Consider the following 23,101-nt stretch of genomic DNA (forward strand, 5'->3'; position numbering starts at 1 on the left):
AAGTCGTGGCGGACGACGCCAAAACGCTGCAGGAGAAACAACTCGAACTCCTGCGGCGGCGGATCGCCGAGAATGGCTTGGCTGCGACGGCCCCCGCTCAACCTCGGCAACTTGTGCCGGGTGAACGCTACCCACTGTCGTCGGGTCAGCTGCGGATGTGGTTCCTGCAGGCCATGGACCCCGCCGAGACCGCCCTCAATATCGGCGTTGCCTACCGGCTGGCGGGCGCTGTGGACGAAGCGCGGCTGCGGGCCGCGGTGAGCAATGTCGTTGCACGCCACGCCATCCTGCGCACCACCTACGGAGTGGACGCCGACGGCGAGCCGTACCAAACCTTTGCCGATCACGTCGAGACCCCGTGGCAAGTACGCGATTGGACCGGCCGGGCCGGCACGGACCTCGTCGAGGCGGCGCGACGCGAATTCGCCCGGCCCTTCGACCTGGCCAACGAACTGCCGCTGCGGATCACCCTGGGACGTCTGGCCGAGCGCGAGTTCGCACTGGTGCTCGTCGTGCACCACATCTGTTGGGACGACGACTCGTGGGCGGTCTTCCTGCACGAGCTGGGCGTGGCCTACGAAGATCGTCGGCTGGCCTTGCCGGCGACCCAGTTTGTCGCCGTCGAAGTTCTCGGCAATTCAGCCGCACCGTCCGATGACGATCTCGATTACTGGCGCAAAACACTACGGCCGCTGCCCGAACCGCTGGAGCTGCCGGGCACAGCGAGCAGCCCGCCGGCGGCACAGCCGTCCAAACGCGCCGCCAGTCGAACCCGCATGCTGCCCGTGGAGTTGTTCACCCGGGTCGAAGACTTCGGCCGCAACCACTCCGCCACCCCATTCATGGTGTTGCTGGCGGCCTTCGGTGCGCTGGTGCGGCGCTACACCGGCGCCTCGGACTTCGTCGTCTCGGTGCCGGTAACCGAACGCAGCGCCGCGGCCGAGCAGGCCATCGGCTATTTCGGGAACACCCTGTTGCTGCGGATCGCGCCGGAGCCGTCGGACACGTTCGCATCGCTGGTCGGCGCCGTCCGGGAAACCTGCCTGAGCGGATTTGCCCACCAGTCGGTGGGCATCGAACAGTTGGTCCGCGAGCTCAACCCGGAACGGACGTTCGGCGGCGGAGGCACCGATCAACTGGTCCGGTTGGGTTTCAGCCTGCGCAAAAGCGCGGACGCACTGGCGCTCGACGGGATCGCCGTGCGGCAACTGCAGGTGCCCGCGGTGACCACGCAGGTTCCACTTGCCGTCGCGGTGGTGCTCGACACCGGCGGCGTTTACGTCGAGTTCGAATACCAAACCGACGTCCTGGCGGCCGAGCTCGTCGAGCGGATGCAGGACCACTACCTTCGACTGCTGGACAACGCGCTGTGCGAGCCGGACCGACGTCTGGCGAGTCTGCAGTTTTTCGGGTCGGACGAATTGGCCGCCATCCTCACGCAATCCCGGGGCGAGCGTGTCGACCCACCCGCAAGCACCATGGTGGCGCTACTCGAAGCTGCGGCGACCGCCGCGCCGACGGCGGTCGCGCTGATCTCCGACGATGCGGAACTGACCTACGAACAGCTGCACAGCCGGGCGAATCGGTTGGCACGCTGGCTGGTTGCGCAGGGGATCGGCGCCGACGACGTCATCGGACTGCGGATGACAACTTCGGTCGAGTTCATGGTCGCCGTGTTGGCGACGTTGAAGGCCGGTGCCGCGTATCTGCCGATCGACCCGGCTAATCCGGCCGATCGCATCGAGTACTTCGTCAGTGACGCCGCGCCGCGCCTGGTCTTCGGGCGCGAGGAATTCGACGCCGCAGAACGCGCCGCCGCTCCGATGCCGGATTCGGATCTCACCGACGCCGAACGGCTCCATCCACTACATCCCGAGCACCTGGCCTACGTGATCTACACTTCCGGGTCCACCGGCCTGCCCAAGGGCGTGGCGGTGTCGCACCGCGCCCTGGCCGAGCATCTGTACAGTTTCTTCACCGAGTGGACATTGACTCCCGAAGATATTGCTTTGCAATGGATTTCGGTGAGCTTTGATGCGTCGCTAGCGGAGATCTTCGGCGCGCTCGCCTTCGGCGCAAAGCTGGTCGTGCCCAAGCCGGATGCGTTCGGGGACATGGCCTACGTTGCCGAACTGATGAACCGCCACCACATCACCGTGTTGCAGATGGTGCCCTCGATGCTGAACGTGCTGCTGCTGCTCCCGGAGCCGGCACAGTGGAACAGCCTGCGGCACATGGCAGTCGGTGGCGAGCCGCTGTCCGGCGAGGTGGCCGACACGTTCACCCGGCATTTCGACGCGGAGCTGCGCAATCACTACGGCCCCACCGAGGCCGTCGTCTGCGCCACCCATATGCCGGTCGACGGGCCGCAGGGCGTTGGCGTGGTTCCGATCGGTGTTCCCAATCGCAATGTCTTCGCCTATGTCCTGGACATGGATCTGCAGCTGGTGCCCGCGGGCGTGATCGGTGAACTCTACCTCGGTGGAGTGCAGCTGGCGCGTGGGTATCTGAACCAGCCGGTGTTGACCGCGGAGCGGTTTGTCGCGGACCCGTTCAACCCCGGCACGCGGATGTACCGGACGGGAGATCTAGTACGCCGCAACAGTTCTGGTGTCCTCGAGTTTCTTGGCCGGGCGGACGAACAGGTCAAGATCCGGGGGTACCGGATCGAACCCGGCGAAATCGAGTCCGTGATTGCGGGGCACCCGGCCGTGCGGCATTGCCTGGTCGTCGTCGAAGACACGGTGGCGGGCCGCACGCTCGTGGCTTACGTGGTGCCGGCCGCGGCGGCGGAGGAGCCCGCGCGCACCCACGCGGACGTCGATCTCGGCGAGATACGCGCTTTTGCGGCATCGGCATTGCCGGAATACATGGTGCCCAGCGCCTTCGGGGTAATCACCGACATCCCGTTGACCAATAGTGGGAAACTGGATAAGCGGGCGCTGCCCGCACCCATGCCCATCGCTGCGTCGAGCTATCGTGCACCGGCGACACCGACCGAACGTCGGGTCTGTGCCATCTTCGCCCGGCTGTTCGACTGCGAGCGCGTCGGTGCGCAGGACTCGTTCTTTCAGTTGGGCGGTCATTCACTGCTGGCGGCCCGGCTCGTCGCGCAGATCCGCGCCGAGTTCGGTATCGAGCTCAGCGTCCGTGCCGTGTTCGATTCCCCGACCCCGGCCGGGCTAGCGGAAAGACTCGTCGCACAGTTTCTCGCCGACTACGACATTGACCTGGACGAGCTCGACGACGACGACATCGCCGCCGAGCCCCGGTCGCAGCGCCCGGCGCTCGTCGAATGCGCTCGGCCGGAACGCCTTCCGTTGTCGTACTCCCAGCTTGCGATGTGGTTTCAGTACCGAATGGAGGGCCCGAGCGCGGGTGTGAACATTGCGATCGGACTCCGGATCGAGGGCCCGCTGGACGCCGCCGCACTCAACGCCGCGCTCAACGACGTGGTGCGCCGGCACGAGTCACTGCGCATGCACATTCGGGAGCACCAGGGCATGCCGTACCAATCGGCATCCCCGACGCGGGAACTGCAGCTGCCCGTCACCACGGTCGATTCGACCGGAGTCGACGGGGCGGTGACCGAGCTGTGCCGGTACGCGTTCAAGCTGGAGTCCGAACCTTTGATCCGGGCAACGTTGTTGGCGCAGGACCCGAATCGGCATGTGCTGCTGTTGCTGGCGCACCACATCATCATCGACCACGCCTCCCTGAGAATCGTGCTGCACGACCTCACCGTCGCATACCGTGCGCGGCTGAAATCGACGGCGCCAGAGTGGGATCGGTTACCCATCGACTACGCCGACTACGTCCTTTGGCAGCACCGCGCCTTCGACGCGTCCAGCGAATGGGGTCACGCCGAACTGGCATACTGGCGCGAAGCGTTGGCCGGGCTGCCCGAGGAGACCTCGGTCGCGCTCGACCACGTCCGACCGCCGGTGCTGGGCCGTCACGCCGCGGTGTCCAGCGTGCTGGTGCCGGCTGCGCGCCGGGCGGCACTTGCCGAACTCGCCGAGCACAGCAGCGCCACCGAGTTCATGGTCTATCAGGCCGCGCTTGCGGTGGTGTTGCACAAGCTCGGCGGCGGCAACGACATCGCCATCGGCACTCCGGTGGCTGCCCGGGTCGACCCCGGCACGGTCAACGTGATCGGCTTGCTCGCCAACGTGGTGGTGCTGCGCACCGACCTATCCGGCACGCCCTCGCTGCGCGACGTCATCACACGCAGCCGCGACGTGGTGCTCGACGCGTTCGCGCACCAGGAAGTGCCCATCGCGCGGCTGGTCGAGGAGATCAATCCGCCCCGCACACGATCACGTAACCCGTTGTTCCAGAACATGCTTCACTTCCACGGCGACGACTGGGCACTGGCGCAGCGTGACCTCACCGAGGCGGGCGGAACCAAGATTGTGCCCCTGCGGTCAGAGTTCGACGTCTCGCTGTTGGATCTGGACGTCGGAATCAACGTGACCCCCGATGGGGGCCTCGAGGTGCGGGTCGTCGGCAACGCGGACCTCTACCAGCCCACAACCGTCGCCCTCATCGCCGACGCGTTGACCGCCGTCATCGAGGCCTTCGCCACGACACCCGACGCCGCCGTGTCAACGCTGGAGCTGTTGCCGGAAGCCGCACTGGACCGGCTGCGCCGCGCGCCGACGCCCAACGTCGGCGGGCGGTCACAACCGCTCACCGCGGCGGCCGCACAAACCCAGCAAGTCCTGATCGAGGTGCTCGAAGAACTGCTGGAAATCGGCGGTGTGGCGGCGACCGACAACTTCTTCGCCCTCGGCGGAGACAGCATCATCTCGATCAAGTGGTCGGCACGAGTCATCGAGCGGGGATTGGCCCTGACCCCCGCAATGGTGTTCGAGCACGCAACGATCGGCGAGTTGGCCGCGGCCGTCGACGCGGCCACCGATTCCCCTGCCGCGGCAGCCGATTCGACACCGGAACGTGATTACACGCCGATGAGTGCGTCGGGCCTGAGCACCGACGCGTTGGCGGACCTCACCGCGGCCTGGGAGAATCGTCAATGAGGCGCGCGTGACGCAGGCCCCGCCGTCGATCGAGGATGTCCTTGCCCTCAGCCCGCTGCAGGAAGGGCTCTTCGCGCTGTACCGGCTCGCCGAGGACAGCGTCGACCTCTACACGATGCAGTTCGAGTTCGACGTTGACGGACAGGTGGACCTTCAACTGCTGCGCCGCAGCGCGCAGGCCATGCTGGAACGGCACCCGAATTTGCGTGCCGCGTTCTGGGATCACGGCGTGCCGAAGCCCGTGCAGATCATCCCGACCGCGGCCGAGTTTCCCTGGTTCGAAAGGACCGCGACGGCAACCGAATTCGCCCGCATCGCCCGATCGGAACGACACCGCCCGTTCGACTTGAGCCGCGGGCCGGCCATGCGCATCGTCATGCTGACCGTGCCCGGCCAGACACGACGCCGGATGATCCTCACCGCGCATCACATCCTGGTCGACGGCTGGGCACTCGCCGTGTTCTTCACCGAGATGCTGGCCGTCTATCGTGCCGGGGGATCGTTGTCGGCGCTGCCGCCCGCCCGGCCCTACCGCGACTACATCGTCTGGTTGGCCCAACAGGACCGCGGGGCCGTGCTGGCCAGGTGGCGTGAGTATCTGTCGAGTGTCTCCGGACCATTGATCATGGCCGAAAAGGCGGTCGCGGCGGGCACCGTGGTGCCCCAGCAGACCGGACTGGTGCTGTCGCCCGCCGACACAACCCGGCTGCGCGGGTGGGCGGGCCGAAACGGCCTCACCCTCAATACCGCGGTGCTGTTCGCGTGGTCCGTCGTGCTCGCCCGCCTCAGCGGCCGTCCCGATGTGGTGTTCGGCACCATCGTCTCCGGTCGCCCCGAAGACCTGCCCGGGGTCGAGACCATGGTGGGGCTGTTCATCAACACCGTGCCGGTGGTGCACCGCGTGAGCGACCAGACTCCCGTGGTCGAGCAGTGTGCACAGCTGCAGCGTGAGCTGTCGGTGATGCGTGACATCGGTTATGTGGGCCTGTCCGAACTGCAGCGTCCCCAGGGCGGCGGGCCGCTTTTCGACACCCTGTTCGTATTCGAAAACGCGCCGATCGATCAGGCGATCCAACCGATCACCACGCCCGACGGTGCCCGGTTCTGCCCGGTGCAGATGGAGAGCCTGACACACTACCCGTTGACCGGGGTGTCGCACCTGGCCGGCGACGCACTGGTGGTGGTCGTCGAGGCGATTCAGGAAGCGTTGCCAACTTTTCCCGCCGCGCAGATCTGCGCCCGGATGGTTGCGGTGCTGCGCCAACTCCCCGACATCGGCGAGGGCACCCCCGCCCTGTTCGACGTGCTCACCCCGGCCGAGCATGCGCAACTGACAGATTGTGCAGCCCAACCGATCCCCGTCGCCAACTCGGTGTGGGAGATGTTCGAAGGACAGGCCCGCGCGGTACCCGACGCGGTCGCCCTGTCGGCCGGCGCTTCCGAGCGGTACACCTACGCGGAACTGCACGCGCGCGCCTGCCGGCTGGCGGGGGAATTGGCACACCGCGGCGTGGGTCCGGAATCGGTGGTGGCGCTAGTGCTTCCGCGCGCGGCGCGATCGATCGTGGCGATCCTGGCGGTGCTCGGGGCCGGCGCGGCGTATGTGCCGGTCGACGTCACGCTCCCCGCCGCCCGCATCGAGGCCATTTTCCGGCGGGCCGAACCGGTCCTGGCGATCACCGAGCAGGCCTACGCGGAACTGGTCGGTGCCCGCGCACCGGCCCTGATCCTCGACGATCGGGAAGTGGCCGAACGTCTTTCGCGGCTGCCCGCGGCTGCACCGGTGGTCCACCGCGACCCGGACCACAGCTGCTATGTGATATTCACCTCGGGCTCGACCGGCGAACCGAAGGGCGTCGTCGGCACCAACGGTGCGGTATTGACCTACTTCGCCGACCACCGCGAGCGCGTTTACCGTCCGGTATCGGCGCGGCTGGGCCGCGCGCTGCGGATCGCCCACACGTGGTCGTTGAGCTTCGACGCCTCCTGGCAGCCGATGATCGGTCTGCTCGATGGTCACCGGGTGCATCTGTTCGACGCAGAGGAGATGCGTGACGCGGATCGACTGGTCCGCGGGATGGCCGATCACCAGATCGACATGATCGACACCACCCCGTCGATGTTCGTGCAACTTCGCGCCGCCGGGCTGCTGCGGCGGGCCCTGCCGGTCTTGGCCCTGGGCGGCGAAGCGATCAACACCACGCTGTGGGAGCAGCTGCGATCGTCGTCCGCCGGCGCGGTCTTCAACTGTTACGGGCCCACCGAAGCCACCGTCGAGGCGGTAGTGGCACCCGTAGCGGAGTACGAAACACCGACAATTGGCATCGCCAACGCCGGAACATATTGCTATGTACTGGATCCGGCGTTGCGAGCGGTTCCCGGCGGCGCTGTCGGCGAGCTGTATCTGTCCGGCCTGCAGCTGGCCCGCGGCTATCTCGGCAGTCCCGCGATGACTGCCAGTCGGTTCGTGGCGGATCCGTTTCGCCGGGGATGGCGGATGTATCGCACGGGCGATCTGGTGCGTCGGCTACCGCATGGCGGGTTGGCCTTCCTGGGGCGGGACGACAGCCAGGTCAAGATTCGCGGCTATCGCGTCGAGCTGGGCGAGGTCGAGGCCGCACTGACCGCCCAACGCGGGGTGCGAGCGGCGGCCGTGTCCGTGCTGCGTCGTGCCGGCGGTGCCGTGTTGGTGGGCTTCGTCGTCGCACAACCGGATACCGATGACCACCTGGCGGCGCTGCGGGATCAGCTGCCGCCGCATATGGTTCCGGCGCGCATCGTGGCGCTGCCGCGTCTTCCGATGACTACCAACGGCAAGCTCGATCTCGCCGCGCTGGACCGGCTGGCCGAAGATGCACTCGTCCGCGTCACACCGGGAACCGGCGCGTCCACCGACACCGAGCGGACGCTGTGCGAGGTCTTCAAGGAACAGTTTTCCGGTGCGGTGCCACATGTCGATGACGACTTGTACGCCCTCGGATTGGACAGCATCCTCGCGATTTCGCTGGTGCACGAGCTGCGCCGGCACGGATGGCCGGTGAGTCCCCGAATGGTGTTGGAAGCAACGACAATTCGTCAGCTCGCGGGTGCGATCGATGCGGCCGGGGCGCAACCGGCGCATGCGGACGCCGAATACGGCGTGGTACCCCCGCTGCCGATCGTGTCCTGGTTGTTCGAGTACGGGAACTACCGGCGGTTCACCAATACCGCTGTGCTTCGGCTGCCGGACGAGGTCGACCTTGGGGCAATCGAAGGCATATTGCAGACGCTGCTCGACGGTCACGACGTGCTGCGGGCGGTGCTGACCGACACGGCCGAAGGGCCGCGGCTGCTCACCCGTGAACCCGGTGTGGTCTCTGCCGCGGACGTTCTCACCCGTGTCGAGCTATCCGGCGATTGCGAACTGGGGCCGGCCCTTTCCGAGGCCGCCCCGCGCATCATGGACAAGATCGATCCGCGTGCCGGCACCCTGCTGCAGGCGGTGTGGTTCACCGGCGCCGCCAGCGGTGCGGCGCTGCTGCTCACGATCCACCACCTGGCGGTCGACGTCGTCTCCTGGCATACCATCCTCGGCGATATCACCGCGGCGTGGAACTCCTTGCAAATGGGCGCGGCGCCGAAGACGTTGCCCGAGTTCACTTCCTACCGGCGTTGGTCGCAATTGATGTGGGCGCGAGCGTCGGCTCCGGAAGTGTTGGTGCAGCGCGACTACTGGGCCGGCCAGGTGCGTGACCCCGATCCGGCGTTGGGAGTCCGGTATCCGGACCCCACCCGGGACACCTGGTCGAGTTTGCAGGTGGGGGAGGTGGCGACACCGGTCGCCGAGACCGAGCGGGTGCTCGCCAGCCTGACCCGGGAAGCCGGACTGCACGAATTCCTGCTGGCCGCACTGACCTTGGCGGTGACCGCCTGGCGGCGCGAACGCGGCCAAGATGCAACCACGGGAACGTTGATCACGCTCGACGGTCACGGCCGCCGCGATGATGTACTGGGCACCGACGCCACCAACACCGTCGGTTGGTTCACCACGGCCTATCCGGTGCGGCTTCCGGCGGGCCCCACGACCCCGGCGGCCGGGCGGGACGAGGTCGACCCGGCAGCGGCGCGCGCGCTGCTCGAATCGGTGGTCGGGCAGCTGGCGGCGATCCCCCACGAAGGCCTCGATTACGGGTTGCTGCGTTATGTGAACCGGGTTCCGGAGCTGTGCAACGCGCCCGAACCTCAGATCATGTTCAGCTACCTGGGGCGCCTGGATCTGGCGAGCACCACCGACCAGCCCTGGACGCTGCTCACGGGATCTGACATCGAGGGGCTGCCGGTGGCGGCCGAACCGGACCTGCCGCTGCGCTTCGCGGTGTACATCAGCGCGCATGTGCGTCGCACGTCGCGGGGGCCGCAACTGGTGACCAGCCTGCTCTGGGGCGATGCCCTGTTCACGGCGTCCGACATCGACCGGCTGACGCACTGCTGGCGGCGCAGCATCACCGCGATCGCTCGCGGCCTGGCATAGACACGGCATGGAAAGGCGTGCGATGGATCGGATTGGTGCGCTGACGGCCGGAGCCCCGTATCCGGTGCAGACGAGGTTCGCGTTCCGCACGGGCGTGACCTGCGTGACGACGTCCACGGGAGCGGTGTTGCTCGACCCGCCGCACAGTGAGAAGCTGGCGAAACTGGCGCCCGGCGGGCTGCAGGCACTCAAGACGTTGAATTCCGGGCCGGCGACGCTGTCGGAGATGTCCACGTCGGCTGAACTCGATGAGGTGGGCGCCCTGCTCGATCGCCTCGCCGCGGCAGGGTGGCTGACGATTACGGTGCGCGACCAGGGCCGGGATCTCTACTCGGTAGTACCCTTCGCCCGACCGGCATCCCGGCCACCCGGGGGGCCGCCCGCGCAATCGGTGCAGCCGCTGGTGATGTCGAAGTTCGCTGTGCTGCACCGTGACTCGGCGGGTTTCGTCCTCGAGCATCCGCTGGGCTGGTGCGATGTACGCATCCATGATGCGAATCTTCTTGCGCTACTTGACGGTTCGATACCAGACCGGCACGGCGTGACGGGGGCCGTCGCGGCACAGTTCCTGCGGGATCTGCGCTGGAGTGCAATCCTTGTTTCGGCCGGCGCCGACGAGGCCGAGTTCGACACGATTGCCTGGAGTGCGCCCGATTTGTGGTTCCATCGCCGCAGCACGCTGGGGCAGCGCACGGTCGCCTGGGAGGACTTCGGTCCGACCAGGTGGGCAAGGGGCCGATTCCCGCAACCTCCCGCACGCCGGATGAATTACCCCAGCGAACCGATAGTCCTGTCCACCCCGGACCTCACCACCACGCGGGCGCAGGACCCCACATTGACGGCGGTGCTGGAAGACCGGATCTCGACCCGGGCATTCGACGACAGCCGTCCGATGACGGTGCAGCAGCTGTCCGAGTTGCTCTACCGCACGGCACGCACCCGCGGAATCGTCCCGGTCGGCGACGGCGAGCACCTGCTCTCCCGTCCCTACCCTTCGAGCGGCGGGCTGTACGAGCTCGAGCTCTATCCAGTGGTGCGCAATGTCGCCGGACTGCGGCCGGCCATGTACCACTACGACTCGTTCGACCACGTGCTGCGCCCGGTGGCCACCGCGGATTCGCGGCCGGTGTCGCAGCTGATCAAGGCGGCGTCGGCGACGCTGGCTGGTGGGGCCGAGCCGCAAGTGCTCGTCGTCATTGCCGCGCGCTCCGGCCGGATCACCTGGACTTACCAACAGATCTGTTACGCAACGATTCTCAAGGATGTTGGGGTGTTGATGCAGACGATCTATCTGGCCGCAACGGCGATGAAGCTAGGGGCCTGCGCCCAGGGATACAGCGACACCGCCGCATTTGCTGCCGCCACCGGCGTCGACGAGCTGCAGGAGTGCAGCGTAGGCAGCATCGTGGTGGGGTCACCGGTGCGAAATTAATTGCGGCCCACGGGGGCGGCGAATCACACCGGCAGTGCGGGCTCGTGGTGCGGGTGGCCCGAGTGTCGGACGGCGGTCCCCACGAAGGGCGCCCGCAGCGTCGCGACCACGTGACGACGGTTGAAGATCAGCGCGCCGACCGCGATCACTAGATAGCTGCCGCAGAGCACCAGGCGCCCGGTGGTCGAGGTGATCGGGAACTGAATGGCGAACAGCGCCAACAACGTCCAGGCGGAGATCCGGCTGAAGCGCAGCGCCAAGATGACCGCGATGCCCATCAGGGTCTGGCACGCCGTCAACAACACCTCTTCGGTCTGGCGCGCGTCGAGCGCCAGCGAGAGGCCGCCGCCGCCCAGCAGATGGGCCAGCGGCAGCGAGCCGATCAGCAGGGTCCACTGGTTGACCTTGGACGAGATCAGCGTGGCGATGGCCGCGGTGCCCTTACCGCGCGTGGCGAAAATGATCGCGATGATGAACTCGGGCGCCTCTGAAGCCAGTGGCGCCAGCCACTGCACCAGCAGGAACCGATCGATACCCAGCTCGGTGCCGGCGGCGACGAGATTGTCGGCAAACGGTTTGGCGCACAGCAGGATCACTGCGCCGGCGACCACGAACAGGCTGCCGACGACGAGACGGCGGGTCCGGTCGGAGAGCTCACCCAGCGCGGCGGCGGTGCCGACCAGGTCGGGCTCCTCCACGTCGCCGTGGCTGACCTTGTAGAGGTAAAAACCGAACCAGGCCAGCAACGCCAACCCCATCGTGAGGTGGATTTCGTCGGTGACCGGTAGCACGAACGCGACGACACCGGCGATCAGCAGGAAGCCGAGTTCGACGCGGTTTGCCGGCTCGAGCCGCAGGCCGGTGAGTTTCGCGGTGCCGAACCTGCGTGCGGCGAGGATGCTCACCAGCACCACGACCGGCCAGCCCAACCCCATCAGCAGCCGGTTTGAGCCGGTCATGTTGGCCGCCGCGTACTGCGTGTAACTCGGGTTGTGGCCGGAGACGTATGCGTAATACAGGTCGACGGCGTATTCCGGCAGCACCGCCACCAATGCGAGGGCCGCAATGGCCAGGCCACCCGAGACGTCGATCTGCGCGGCCTCGGCCGCCCAGGCCAGCAGGAAGCTGGCGGATACGACGGCGGCGCCGAAGATCAACAGGGCGGCCACCGGGTCCGGGTGCAACCCCATGATCCGCACGACGACCGCGGGGGCGATGAAGAGCGCGGTGAGCAGTGCCGACCGGACGAGGGTGCGTCGCGGAAGCCGCCAGGCCCTCGACACCGCCGTCGCCGCGGCGGGTGCCCTGTCAGTGGCGAGCATCGTCATCCTTGTGTTCGAACGGGCGCCGATCGCGATGGCTGCTCGCCCACGGTACCCGGAATGCCGACCCCCAGCAACGCTCTAAGTACACCAAGCGACGGCCTCCGCCCGCCTATCTTTGCTGACCAGAGTACCCAATATGAGAAGTTAGGCGGCGCTAACTTAATTGTGTGGCAAACCTGCCGCGGTGTCTTGCCGGTGGTCGGCTGCGGTGGGCCGGCCTCGAGACGGCCGTGCCGCGGCCCCGAGCGGCACCTAGGGGTTGCTGAAGATCAGCGGTATCCGGCGTGTCCGGCGTGTCCCAAAGGGTTCGCCGGCTCAGCTATCCGGCCCCATGGCCGCCGCCGCGACCTGGTCGAGCACCACCTGTCGGCAACCTCATGAACTCCGTACGACAGCACGGGTTCTCGATCGCGAGTTTCCGGATGGTCCATGAAGCGCACACGCAACGCGTCTGCCTCGAGTTTTCGATTATTTGAGTTAATCTGTCGAATGTTCGCTATAACAGTAGAAACTTGGTCGGCAAGGAGTCAACATTCGCGGATCAACCTCGGCGCCGACCGCGCGGGTCCTCGATGTCGTCGAGCTGTTGGCGCGGTCTGCACATGCGTGGCCGCGCTTCTCCGACGTCGTGCGTGAGCTGGAGCTGACGCAGGGGACGGTGCATGCCATCCTCAAGACGCTCTGCGACCGCGGCTGGGCCAGCCGTGATCCCATCACCAAGACATTCAGCCTGGGTCCCGCGTTCGCCGTGGTGGCCGCGCGGATGGACAACGCCCGCCCGCTCGCGCATGCCGCCCGGGCGGCGGCGGTGCGCCTTTCGCGCGAGGTCGGCTATGCCGGTTCGGTCGTCGAGCGCTTCGGTGAGTCGTTGGTAGTCACGGCCTTTGAGGGCAGCCCCGCCACCCAACCCGCCGGCATACCCGGCGATCGCATCCCGTACACGCCGCCGTTCGGCGTGGCATTCGCCGCCTGGGACAGCGACGAGGAGCGGCGCGCGTGGATCCGCCGGGGCACGGGCGGCAACGCCGATCGGGTCCGGCGACTGGAACACGTGTTGGCGCGCACCCGCGAGCGCGGGTTCGACGTCGACTGGACCACACCAGCACTGGCCCAGGCCGTCCAGGTGGTCGGCACGTTGGACAGCAACGCGATGCCGACGCCGGTGCGCCACATCCTGGATCAGTTGCTCGTCGAGTTCACCACGATCGGCTTCCTGTCCGACGACAATCCCGGACGCCGCAAGCAGCCCGTCGTGACCATCGCCGCACCGGTTTTCGATCACCGCGGCCACGTCGCTCTGATGCTCGCCGTGCATCCGCTGTCCCCCCTGAGCGCGCGACAGATTCAAATCATCGGCGAGAAGCTGGTCGAGGAGACCACCGCGATCAGCGAAGCCCAGCAACACCCGGCGGTGGTGGACCTCGGAGAGTGAAACGCGATCACGAATTCAGCCCGCTAGGCCTCCCGTAAGGACGGCAGCGCAGCGTCAAACGCGTTGAGCGTTACCGCCACCATGGAGAAACAGCCCACGAGAAACACGATCTCGGCAACACCCTGTTCACCGAAGCGCGCGGTGGCGGCTCGGTAGGTGGACTCGGGCAGGACACCGCCGCGGTTGAGCGCGGCGGCCACGTCGTAGGCAACCCGCTCGTCATCGGTCAGATCCGCGGGACGTTCGCCGGCGGCGACGGCGGAAATCTTGTCGTCGGAAAGCCCGGCGCGCCGGGCGAAGTACTCGTGTCCGTCGATGGCATACCTCGCACCGAATTTGGCGACAGTGATCAAGATGACCATTTGGTGGACGGCTTCGGGCAGGACGCGGAAATCCCACAGCGACTTGTTGAATGCCCAAGCCGGCGTGCCGAATTGGGGGAAATGCAGCCACGGGTTGAACGGCCCGAGCAGAGCACCGCCTGGGCCGCGTGCGACGAGTCCGCCGAAGCTCTTGTCGACTACCTCGGTGATGTCGTGATACAGACGCTGTTGCTCGGAGCTCAAGCTGTGCGGGGGGAGAGGCGGTAAACGCATCCGGCTTCCTTTCCTGTTCTGCTCTCAGACAACATTCGGGTACGCCCGCCGTCCACGACCGATCGCCGACCAGTGGTAAGCAACGCTTCCTACGGGGGGTGGTGGAATTTAGGCTCAGGGCATGGAACTGCGGCAACTGCGTTACTTCGTGGCCGTGGCGGAGGAACCGCATTTTGGGCGTGCTGCGCAGCGGGTGCATATTTCCGGTCCTGCGCTCTCACAACAAATCCTCGCCCTGGAGCGCGAATTGGGCACGGAGCTGCTCGTGCGGGATCGTCGCAGTGTTCGGCTCAGCGCGGCCGGTCAATCGCTGCTCGGCGACGCGCGCAGGATTCTTCGGCTTGCCGACGACGCCAAGCTAGGGGTGCAGCGGACCGCTGAACAACGTGCTCCTGTGCGGCTGGGGTATGTCAGCTGGTTGCCCGACGGCCTCAACTCGGCGGTGGGGTCTTCGGTGTCACTGCGAATCGATGAATGGGTGCTGCCCTCCCATGTACAGGCCGACCGGGTTGCCGAAGGCACTCTCGACATCGGGCTGGCCTGGATCACCGCGGAGCAAGCCCGGGCGCGCGATCTCACCGCGCATCTGCTGCGCGCTGAACGCCTGGATGCGGTGCTACCCGTAAGCGCATCGTCGGAAGTTGTTGCAGCGCGAAGGCTAACGGCGCTTGTCGACCCTGATGTGGCGGCGTGGTGGTCGTGGAATCGATTCGCCGAGGCATTCGCCGTCGACACCGGTGCCCGGCTCGTACGGATCGATGACGGCGGCATCACCGGTGATGCGTTCTACGCACACGTCCGCAGAATCCGCGGACCGGTGCTCGCGTCCCCAAAACGCCATACCGCTGTCACCCCACCCAGTCTTTCGCAGCGCCCGGTTGCCGAACCCGTTCCGCTATGGACGTGGTCACTACTGCATCGCAACGACGACGACCGGGCCGCTATTCGCGAGGTGGTTGATTCGCTGCTTGCCTTGGCTCGTGTCCGAGGTTGGCTGGTGCCGCCCACCCAGCGATGGTGGGTCCCCGCCGACGATCCACACCGTGCGGCGCTCGATCCCGGGTCGGACCTGCGCTAGGAAGTTCAGTCAAGGACAGCTAAGGAGCCGGTCCTGGACGTCACGGTCCGAACGCGCTTGAGTCAACGAACGGGCGAAAGGGCGAAAAGCGATGCGAAGCGGCTATGTTGTGGATGATCTCGCTGAATTCGTCGTCGGTGCAAAGCAATCGGACCTGAGCCCGCGGCAGCGGGAACTGCTGAAGCGCAATGTGCTCGACAGCGTCGCCTGCGCCGTCGGCGCGTTGGGCGGTGAACTCATCCCGACGATCCGTGCGCACGCCCAACAATTCGGCGGCACGCCCTCGGCGACTCTCGTCGGCGGCGGTCGCACCTCGGTGGATCAGGCCGCGTTCTTCAATACGGTGCTGGTGCGCTATCCCGATCTGCTCGACACCTACCTGACCGTGGGAGGTCTTTGCCATCCGGCCGACAACTTCGGTGCGGTCCTTGCCGTGGCCGAGCACGTCGGCGCGGGCGGAGCCGATTTCCTGCTCGCCCTCGCGGTCGCCTACGAGCTCCAATGCCGGTTCAGTGCAAAGGTTCCCGTGATGGCCCGCGGACTCAACCATGCCCTGCAACTGGCGATGTCGGTTGCGGCGGGCTCGGCGCGACTGCTCGGGTTGGACGCGGCCGGCACCGCCAACGCCATTGCGGCCGCGACGGCCGACAACGTTTCCCTGGCCGCGGTCCACACCGAACCGGTGTCGGCGTGGAAAGGGATCTCGCCGGCGATCACCGGCATGCGCGCCGTGTACACGACGATCCTGGCCGGGCGGGGCATCACCGGACCCAGGTCGCTGTTCGACGGCCCGAACGGTCTGGTTCAACTCTTCGACCAGCCAATCGATTTCGACACCAGTGACCGACGACTCGGCTCCGTCGAGCGGACCTACCTCAAGAAGTACTGCGCGCTGATCCACGGACAGGCGATCATCGAGGCGCTGTTGACGATTCGAGCCGACCACGAGCTGACCGGTGACGACATCGCGAACGTGAGGATCGATGTTTTCCAGACCGGCTATGACATCGCCGGCGGAGGAGCATATGGCAGCAAGGATCATCCGGAAACCAAGGAGCAAGCCGACTACAACCTCAAGTACCTGAGCGCGGTTGCACTGCTCGACGGCGGCGTCGGCCCCGAACAGCTTGAGACCGAACGTGTTCGGCGCAGCGACGTCCAGCAGCTGTTGACCCGGGTCGAGGTCGTCGCTGCGGCCGATCTGACCGCGGACTACCCGGACCGCACCGCCGTGCGAGTGCAGGTGCGCACCCGCGACGGACGCGAATTCAACCGGGAGGAAAGCGATTACGAAGGGTCACCGACGCGCCCGATGTCGTGGGGTCGGGTCGTGGCAAAGTTCCACTGGCTGTCCGCGCCGTGCTGCGATGAGCCGCTGCGGGCCGACATCGTCGCCGCCGTCGACCACCTCGAACAGATCCCGGTCGCCGAGCTCACCCGCCTGCTGGCCGCGGTGAGCCCCGCGCCGCGGCGGCCCCGCGGACATCCACGCTTTTGACCTCCGCGTGGCCCCTTGCATCGGTTGCGGCGCGCGGTGAATGATCGGCCATGCGCAAAGATCACGGCATGAACCGTTGGGAGCTGGCGACCTGCGCGCTGGCGGGCCACGTCACCTACGCGCCCGACGACCAAGCCCTGGCGGACCGGCTGAGCGGCACGACCGGGCTGGGCGAAGTGTGGCGCTGTCTGCGGTGCGCAGAGTTCATCGTCGGTGAACCGCACGGTCGGGGCCGCGCCGAGGATGCTCCACTGATCATGCGCGGCAAGGCGTTACGGCAGGCGATCATCATCCGTGCGCTGGCGATCGAGCGCCTGTTTCGGGCGGTGGTGATCATGCTTGCGGCATACGCGGTGTGGAAGTTCCGCGGCGCCCGCGGCGCCATCCAGGCCACCCTGGACCGCGACCTGCCGGTCTTCCGCGCCGCGGGCTTCAAGGTCGATCAGATGACGATTGTGCACGAGCTGGAAAAAGCGCTTGCCGCCAAACCGTCGACGCTGGTGCTGCTGACCCTGATGCTGGCCGGCTACGCGCTGATCGAGGTGCTCGAAGCCGTCGGATTGTGGTTGCTCAAACGCTGGGGCGAATATTTCGCCGTGATAGCGACCTCGGTCTTCTTGCCGCTGGAAATCCACGACCTGGCCAAAGGCATCACGATGACGCGGGTGGTGACGCTGGGCGTCAACGTTGCGGCGGTGATCTATCTGCTGGTCTCCAAGCGGCTGTTCGGCCTGCGCGGTGGCCGCAAGGCCTACGACGAGGAGCGTCGCGGCGAGCTGCTCCTCGACGTCGAACGCGCTGCCACGACGACCTGACGGCGCTGGCTCCGGCAAGGAAGGACACGGGAATTTGTGACCGGGAGAACCGGTTGCACTGTGCGCTATGCCACAAGGCGGGTTCGCGCGGCGTTAACTTTGCTGCTGCACATTTGTAAAACAGCCGGGGTGCAATTGGAAACAGTCGGCTGACTAGGTCGATAGGAGGAGGGTTGAGACTGTGGTGACACTGCAGACTTTGATCAACCAGGGCTCTGGCAACCTCGACGTAGTGGCCCCCATCAAGGAGCGCGCGTGTAGCGCGCTGCAGGTCGTCATGCGGAGCAGGTCACGCGCGCAGGCTGGAGAGCCGCGCGTGATGCGCCGGGGCGCGGAGCGCTGCTGACGTCCCGATCGGGTCGATAGACTCGCCGACGGCGCCGCCACCGATGGCCCGCGCCCGGCGAGGGGAGTCCAGGTGCGTCCGAGCGAATCTCGGTGACGATCGGCATTGTGTGCGCGATCCCGCAGGAGCTTGCCTATCTGCGCGGCATGCTGTCGACCGAGCGTCACGAGCGGGTTGCGCAGCTCAGTTTTGAGGCCGGTGACCTGGGCACGCACCGGGTGGTGCTGGCGGCCGCCGGTATGGGCAAGGTCAACTCCGCATTGGTGGCGACCTTGCTCGCTGACCGATTCGGTTGCCGCCCAATAGTTTTCACCGGTGTTGCCGGCGGACTGGACCCGAAGTTGGGTATCGGCGACATTGTCGTCGCCGATCATGTGGTGCAGCACGATGCAGGGGTCATCGAGGATGGACGGCTGCGTCGCTACCAGCCCGGGCACGTCCCGTTCATCAACCCGACCGATCGGTTCGGGTACCCGGTCGACCCCGAACTCCTCGGTCGCGTCCGGCGCCGCTTGGCGGGGTTCACGCTGCCGGCACTGCTCCCCGCGGCGGGCGGCACGGGCGTGGCGCCGCGGATCACCTACGGGACGGTCTTGAGCGGTGATCAGTATCTGCATTGCGAAGCCACCCGCAATCGGTGGCACGACGAATACGGCGCCCTGGCCGTCGAAATGGAGGGCGGCGCACTGGCCCAGGTGTGCGAGGCCTTCGCGATACCGTGGCTGGTGATCCGGGCGCTGTCCGACCTGGCCGGCGTCGACTCCGGCGTCGACTTCAACCTGTTCGCCGAGACGGTCGCGATCAACTCTGCGCGGGTGTTGCTGCACCTGTTGAAGGAGCTGAGCTGACCGCACCGCCGTCCACGGCGCGTTCACGCAGCCGCCGGCGCGCCCGGGACGCCCGCAGGTTGGCCACGTTGCCGCACGTCTTCGCGTTGCACCAGACCCCGCTGTTGTTCTTGGAGCGGTCGTAGAAGGTCGTCTCACAGGGGTCGTTGCGGCATTGCTTGAGGCGCCGCCAGGTGTCGGCCTGTTGGCTGAGCAGGATCTCACCCCAGATCGCCGACGCCAGCCAGCGCCAGCCGCTCCCCGCGGGGTCCAGGCGTACCTCGCCGGTGCCGGACACCGCGAAGCACGCCGCGACCGAGTCGGGGCCGGCCCCGGCAGCCTCTTCCCGGCGTACCAGCCGCGCGACGGTGCCGCGCAAGGCGCGAAGTTTCGGCAGATCCTGCTCGGCCAGCCGCGGCGGTTCGACGGGAGCGCCCCGCTGCGCCGACCAGATCTTGCCGGCACGGTCGGCCCACTCCTGCGCGGGCGCGAGGTCTTCCAGCAGATCGGAGCCATAGTGCGGCACCGCGACGGTGTTGAGGAAGTCCTGCACCAGCCCAAGTCCACCGGGTGCCGAGGCGGCCTTGTAGCGCTGTGATGCAAACCATTCAGACATAACCAAATGCTACTTGACTATGTCATGGTCGCCAACTACGTTGACAGAACCAAAGCAGGTTTGACTACGTCAAGGAGAGTGCATCATGGTCAACATCAACGGATCGACGGTGGTGGTCACCGGAGGGCAACGCGGACTCGGCAAGGCGATCGTTGAGGAGTTTCTGCGGCGAGGCGCGGCGAAGGTTTACGCCACCGCTCGCTCACCGCAGCCCAGCGACGACCCTCGCATCGTGAGCGTGCCGCTCGACGTCACGCAGACCGAATCGGTTGCGGCGCTCGCCGTGCGGGCATCGGACGCCACCATCGTGGTCAACAACGCCGGCATTGCCGGGGCCACCCAACTGCTCGGCAGCGACCTGGACGAGGTCCGCGAGGTCTTCGAGACCAATTACTTCGGCGCCCTGCGAGTGGCGCAGGCCTTCGCGCCGATCCTGGCCGAGAACGGCGGCGGCGCACTGGTCGACATCAGCTCGGTGCTGGCCTGGATCGGCGGCTTCGGCGGCTACGGCGACTCGAAGGCGGCCATCTGGTCGCTGACCAACTCGCTGCGCGTCGAGCTCGAGAAGCAGGGCACGCTGGTGACCGCCGTTCATCTGGGCTTCACCGACACCGACATGACTGCGTCCTTTGCGGTGCCGAAGAACGATCCACGCGACGTCGCCCGCCAAATCGTGGACGGCATTCGGGATGATCAGGCAGAGGTGCTGGCCGACGAAACCAGTCGCCGCGTCAAGACGGCACTGGCGGGCCCGGCGGAGTTGCTGCGGGCCGGCTGAGCGGGCGACCGCGCCGGGCGGGTTCGTGATCGGCACGCGCCGGGGTCGCTGGACATGTTTGGATTGGCCTATGGCGGAAACGGATCCACAAGGCCCAGCAGGTCCAGAGGGTATTGTCAGCGCTTCGCGTGTCATCTCGGCCAGCGCCGAACGCATCTTCGAATTGATCGCCGACCCGTCCCGACAACCGAGTTGGGACGGCAACGACAATCTCGAATCGGCTGCGCCGGGGCAGCGCGTCCGCGGGGTCGGTGACGTGTTCAAGATGTTGCTGACCAACGGCCAAGTGCGGGAAAACCACGTGGTGGAGTTCATCGAAGGCGCCAAGATCGCTTGGCGCCCAGCAGAACCCGGCAAGAAACCGCCAGGGCATCTGTGGCGCTGGGAGCTCAACGCCATCAACGCCACACTGACCAACGTGACCCACACCTACGACTGGACGGCGCTGACCGACGCCACGCGGCTGGCGAAGGCGCGCTCGACGACGCCGGAGATGCTGCGCGAGTCGATGGACAAGCTGGCGTCGATCGCGCAGCGCACCGACTGAGGGCTCAGCCGTTCTTACCCCGGATCCACTGGAAGGTGCCGAGGTTGTGCACTCGCACGCTCACGAAGCCGTGCTCTTCCAGGACGTCGGCGATTTCGTCCTCGCCGAACGCGTGCGCGCCGAAGTTCGGCAGCAGCTGCCATAGGCGCGCGGCTCGCCCGACGGTCGGAACCATGATGGCCAGCCGGCCACCGGGGCGCAGCACCCGTGCCATCTCGGCCAGCGCGGTCACCGGATTCGGAATCAGTTGTAGGACCGCCAGGGCGATCACCGCGTCAACGGTGTTGTCCCGGAATGGAAGTCGCTGGGCGTCGGCGCGGATGAAGCCGACGTACGGGCCGGCCTCGTTGCGGATTGCGCGGGTCAGCATCGCCTCGGAGATGTCGACGCCCAGCGCCAGCCCGTCCTCGCCGGCGGCCCGCGCCAGCGACGCGGTCACCGTGCCGGGCCCGGAACCGACGTCCAGCGCGGTTCCGCCGGTCGGGATGTCCAGCCACTCGGCGGGGTGCTGCAAGGCGTTGAACAGCCGGCGCGACCAGGCTTGCGCGTTGTCGTAGAGCATCGATCCGATCGGCGAGGCCCACGCCGCCTGGATCGGGCCGGTGTTCTTCGGGACGTCGTCCGCGTTGCCGCCGAGCAGATCGAGGTATCCTTTACTGGTATCGGGCTCCGCCGGCGGGTCGATGAGCAGATCCAGCGCCCGGCGCAACGCGGGAGATGGCGACACATGTACGTCGGTCATGCGACTCCTTTGCTGAAATATCAAGCTGTACAACAAAATCCAGGGGAGCTGCGGCAGTGAAGAAGATCGACCCCCTGCTGCGCAGCCTACGCGCGAGCGTCGGGCGCCTCGAGAGGCCGAGCGTGTGGATTTCGTTAACGATTGACGACGGAGTGCTCGCTCACCAGGGCGTACACCCGCCACATACCCGGTACCCCTTTGAGCGCGCTCTCGCCGCGGTCGGTGAACCGGTGCCGCGATCCGGTCACGATGTCCCGCAATGTCGAGGAGACGAGCACCTCGCTGGGACCGGCCAGCGCGGCAACGCGTGCCCCGATGTGCACGGCCATTCCGGCCACGTCGGTGCCGCGCACCTCGACCTCGCCCGCGTGAATGCCGACCCGAACCTCGATGCCCAGCACCCGAACCGCGTCGACGATGGCGTCGGCGCACGCGATCGCCGCGCTCGGGCTGGTGAACGTGGCGACGAATCCGTCGCCGGCGGTGTTGACTTCGCGGCCGGCGAAGCGCTGGAGTTCCTGGCGCACGATCGTGTCGTGGTTGTCCAGCAGATCGCGCCACCGGTCGTCGCCGAGCAGGGCGGCGTGTTCGGTCGAACCGACGATGTCGGTGAACACGATGGTGGTGAGCAGCCGCTCGGCGGCCGCCCCGCCGCGCACGCCGGTGATGAACTCCTCGATCTCGTCGAGCATCGGCGCGGTATCGCCCACCCAGTACAGGGCGTCCTTTCCCGGCAGCTCGATCAGGCGCGATCCGGCGATGTGCTCGGCCAGGTACCGGCCGTGCTCGACCGGACTGAACTCGGGGTTGTCGCGGTGCAGGATCAGTGTCGGCGCGCTGACGCGAGGCAGCGTCTCGCGCACGTCGGACTGCCGGAGCCTGGTGATGAACACGCGCGCCATGCTGGGCGAGGCGGCGCGGTTGCCGGCGTGGTCCCACCAGGCGCGGAACACGCCGTCGGAAGCGACGGACGGCGCGATGATGGCCAGCATGTCGAAGCCCTGCTCGACGGCGTCCGGTTCCATTCCGACGGTCGTGTAGGCCTCGGAGGCGCTTTCGTCGCTGCCGATCGGGTAGTCCGGCCCGCGCAGCGTGCGTGCCGCGCCGTTGAAGATCACCAGGTTGTTCACCCGCTCGGGGAAGTCGGCGGCCAGGACGAGGCCGGTCAACGACGTGAAGCCGGGCGCGAAGATCGTCGCCCGTTCACATCCGACCGCGTCCATCACGGCAAGCGCGTCTTGCGCCCAGAAGTTCGGCCCGATCACGTCCAGCGAGGGCACCCGCGACGACAAGCCGATGCCGCGCTGGTCGAACCGGATCACCCGGACAAAGGACGCCAGCCGACGATGGAAGCGGTACATCGACGGCTCGCTGTCGACGCAGTCGATCGGTATGAGGGGGCCCGGCAACACCAACAGGTCGATCGGCCCATCGCCAAAAACCTGGTAGGCGATGTCTATCCCACCGCAGCTGGCGTACCGCAGCCGTGGAACCGGCGCCACTCGTCCAGGTTAGTG

The 23,101-nt window shown here is 67.0% G+C and carries 15 protein-coding genes; 10 read left to right on the forward strand and 5 right to left on the reverse strand.

The genetic code is table 11. The features are described 5' to 3' along the window. Positions 1–5: 5 nt before the first annotated feature. From AWC25_RS04385 to AWC25_RS04395, 3 genes are read left to right on the forward strand one after another with little or no spacing between them, the layout of a single operon-like run. Complete coding sequence (locus AWC25_RS04385) at positions 6–5,042, forward strand: non-ribosomal peptide synthetase (RefSeq protein ID WP_085166408.1); 5,037 nt, start codon at positions 6–8, stop codon at positions 5,040–5,042. A 7-nt stretch (positions 5,043–5,049) separates the two neighbouring features. Next, positions 5,050–9,552: a non-ribosomal peptide synthetase gene (locus AWC25_RS04390; protein ID WP_085166409.1), complete on the forward strand. Its 4,503-nt coding sequence runs from the start codon at positions 5,050–5,052 to the stop codon at positions 9,550–9,552. Between the two features lie 22 nt (positions 9,553–9,574). Continuing rightward, positions 9,575–10,984 (forward strand): SagB family peptide dehydrogenase, encoded by a 1,410-nt coding sequence (locus AWC25_RS04395; RefSeq protein WP_142278687.1) that lies wholly within the window; start codon positions 9,575–9,577, stop codon positions 10,982–10,984. Positions 10,985–11,007: 23 nt separating this feature from the next. Here AWC25_RS04395 and AWC25_RS04400 read toward each other — a convergent pair whose 3' ends face one another. Then, on the reverse strand, positions 11,008–12,312 hold the full coding sequence (locus tag AWC25_RS04400; RefSeq protein ID WP_084229196.1) for a sodium:proton exchanger: 1,305 nt from the start codon (positions 12,310–12,312) through the stop codon (positions 11,008–11,010). 529 nt (positions 12,313–12,841) lie between these two features. Here AWC25_RS04400 and AWC25_RS04405 point away from each other — a divergent pair. Further along, positions 12,842–13,741, forward strand: a complete 900-nt coding sequence (locus tag AWC25_RS04405; protein WP_069399406.1) for a helix-turn-helix domain-containing protein — start codon at positions 12,842–12,844, stop codon at positions 13,739–13,741. Between the two features lie 23 nt (positions 13,742–13,764). Here AWC25_RS04405 and AWC25_RS04410 read toward each other — a convergent pair whose 3' ends face one another. Beyond that, positions 13,765–14,337: a carboxymuconolactone decarboxylase family protein gene (locus AWC25_RS04410; RefSeq protein ID WP_069399407.1), complete on the reverse strand. Its 573-nt coding sequence runs from the start codon at positions 14,335–14,337 to the stop codon at positions 13,765–13,767. 121 nt (positions 14,338–14,458) lie between these two features. Here AWC25_RS04410 and AWC25_RS27640 point away from each other — a divergent pair, with 121 nt between their 5' ends. The 4 genes from AWC25_RS27640 to AWC25_RS04430 all read left to right on the forward strand — a co-directional run bounded on the left by AWC25_RS27640 (position 14,459) and on the right by AWC25_RS04430 (position 18,922). Then, positions 14,459–15,415, forward strand: a complete 957-nt coding sequence (locus AWC25_RS27640; protein WP_085166410.1) for a LysR family transcriptional regulator — start codon at positions 14,459–14,461, stop codon at positions 15,413–15,415. 109 nt (positions 15,416–15,524) lie between these two features. Then, the gene (locus tag AWC25_RS04420; protein WP_085166411.1) at positions 15,525–16,913 is read left to right on the forward strand and encodes an MmgE/PrpD family protein; all 1,389 of its coding nucleotides are present in this window, start codon (positions 15,525–15,527) and stop codon (positions 16,911–16,913) included. A 50-nt stretch (positions 16,914–16,963) separates the two neighbouring features. Then, complete coding sequence (locus tag AWC25_RS04425) at positions 16,964–17,728, forward strand: DUF2127 domain-containing protein (protein WP_069399410.1); 765 nt, start codon at positions 16,964–16,966, stop codon at positions 17,726–17,728. A gap of 432 nt (positions 17,729–18,160) precedes the next feature. Beyond that, positions 18,161–18,922 (forward strand): 5'-methylthioadenosine/adenosylhomocysteine nucleosidase, encoded by a 762-nt coding sequence (locus AWC25_RS04430; protein WP_232326927.1) that lies wholly within the window; start codon positions 18,161–18,163, stop codon positions 18,920–18,922. Here the strand turns inward: AWC25_RS04430 and AWC25_RS04435 are convergent. Beyond that, entirely contained in the window at positions 18,876–19,517 is a 642-nt protein-coding gene (locus AWC25_RS04435) for a CGNR zinc finger domain-containing protein (RefSeq protein ID WP_069399412.1), read from the reverse strand. The two genes, AWC25_RS04430 and AWC25_RS04435, sit on opposite strands and share 47 nt — an antisense overlap. A gap of 85 nt (positions 19,518–19,602) precedes the next feature. Between AWC25_RS04435 and AWC25_RS04440 the strand changes: the two genes are divergently transcribed. Then, positions 19,603–20,295 (forward strand): SDR family oxidoreductase, encoded by a 693-nt coding sequence (locus AWC25_RS04440; RefSeq protein ID WP_069399413.1) that lies wholly within the window; start codon positions 19,603–19,605, stop codon positions 20,293–20,295. Positions 20,296–20,365: 70 nt separating this feature from the next. After that, a complete protein-coding gene (locus AWC25_RS04445; protein WP_069399414.1) occupies positions 20,366–20,842 on the forward strand; it encodes an SRPBCC family protein in 477 nt (158 codons plus the stop codon). 4 nt (positions 20,843–20,846) lie between these two features. Here AWC25_RS04445 and AWC25_RS04450 read toward each other — a convergent pair whose 3' ends face one another. Together AWC25_RS04450 and AWC25_RS04455 are read right to left on the reverse strand one after the other, a co-directional pair. Further along, a complete protein-coding gene (locus tag AWC25_RS04450; protein ID WP_085166412.1) occupies positions 20,847–21,584 on the reverse strand; it encodes a class I SAM-dependent methyltransferase in 738 nt (245 codons plus the stop codon). Positions 21,585–21,718: 134 nt separating this feature from the next. Beyond that, entirely contained in the window at positions 21,719–23,086 is a 1,368-nt protein-coding gene (locus AWC25_RS04455; RefSeq protein WP_085166413.1) for an adenylate/guanylate cyclase domain-containing protein, read from the reverse strand. Positions 23,087–23,101 lie beyond the last annotated feature (15 nt).

It is taken from the genome of Mycobacterium sherrisii (assembly GCF_002102355.1).
GTDB classification, from domain to species: Bacteria; Actinomycetota; Actinomycetes; order Mycobacteriales; family Mycobacteriaceae; genus Mycobacterium; species Mycobacterium sherrisii.

Excerpts from the sequence above, each read along its gene's own strand:
- AWC25_RS04445 (WP_069399414.1), top strand. The coding sequence starts at position 20,366 with ATGGCGGAAACGGATCCACAAGGCCCAGCAGGTCCAGAGGGTATTGTC.
- AWC25_RS04450 (WP_085166412.1), bottom strand. The coding sequence starts at position 21,584 with ATGACCGACGTACATGTGTCGCCATCTCCCGCGTTGCGCCGGGCGCTG.
- AWC25_RS04410 (WP_069399407.1), bottom strand. The coding sequence starts at position 14,337 with ATGCGTTTACCGCCTCTCCCCCCGCACAGCTTGAGCTCCGAGCAACAG.
- AWC25_RS04425 (WP_069399410.1), top strand. The coding sequence starts at position 16,964 with ATGCGCAAAGATCACGGCATGAACCGTTGGGAGCTGGCGACCTGCGCG.
- AWC25_RS04400 (WP_084229196.1), bottom strand. The coding sequence starts at position 12,312 with ATGACGATGCTCGCCACTGACAGGGCACCCGCCGCGGCGACGGCGGTG.
- AWC25_RS27640 (WP_085166410.1), top strand. The coding sequence starts at position 14,459 with ATGGAACTGCGGCAACTGCGTTACTTCGTGGCCGTGGCGGAGGAACCG.
- AWC25_RS04435 (WP_069399412.1), bottom strand. The coding sequence starts at position 19,517 with ATGTCTGAATGGTTTGCATCACAGCGCTACAAGGCCGCCTCGGCACCC.
- AWC25_RS04440 (WP_069399413.1), top strand. The coding sequence starts at position 19,603 with ATGGTCAACATCAACGGATCGACGGTGGTGGTCACCGGAGGGCAACGC.
- AWC25_RS04395 (WP_142278687.1), top strand. The coding sequence starts at position 9,575 with ATGGATCGGATTGGTGCGCTGACGGCCGGAGCCCCGTATCCGGTGCAG.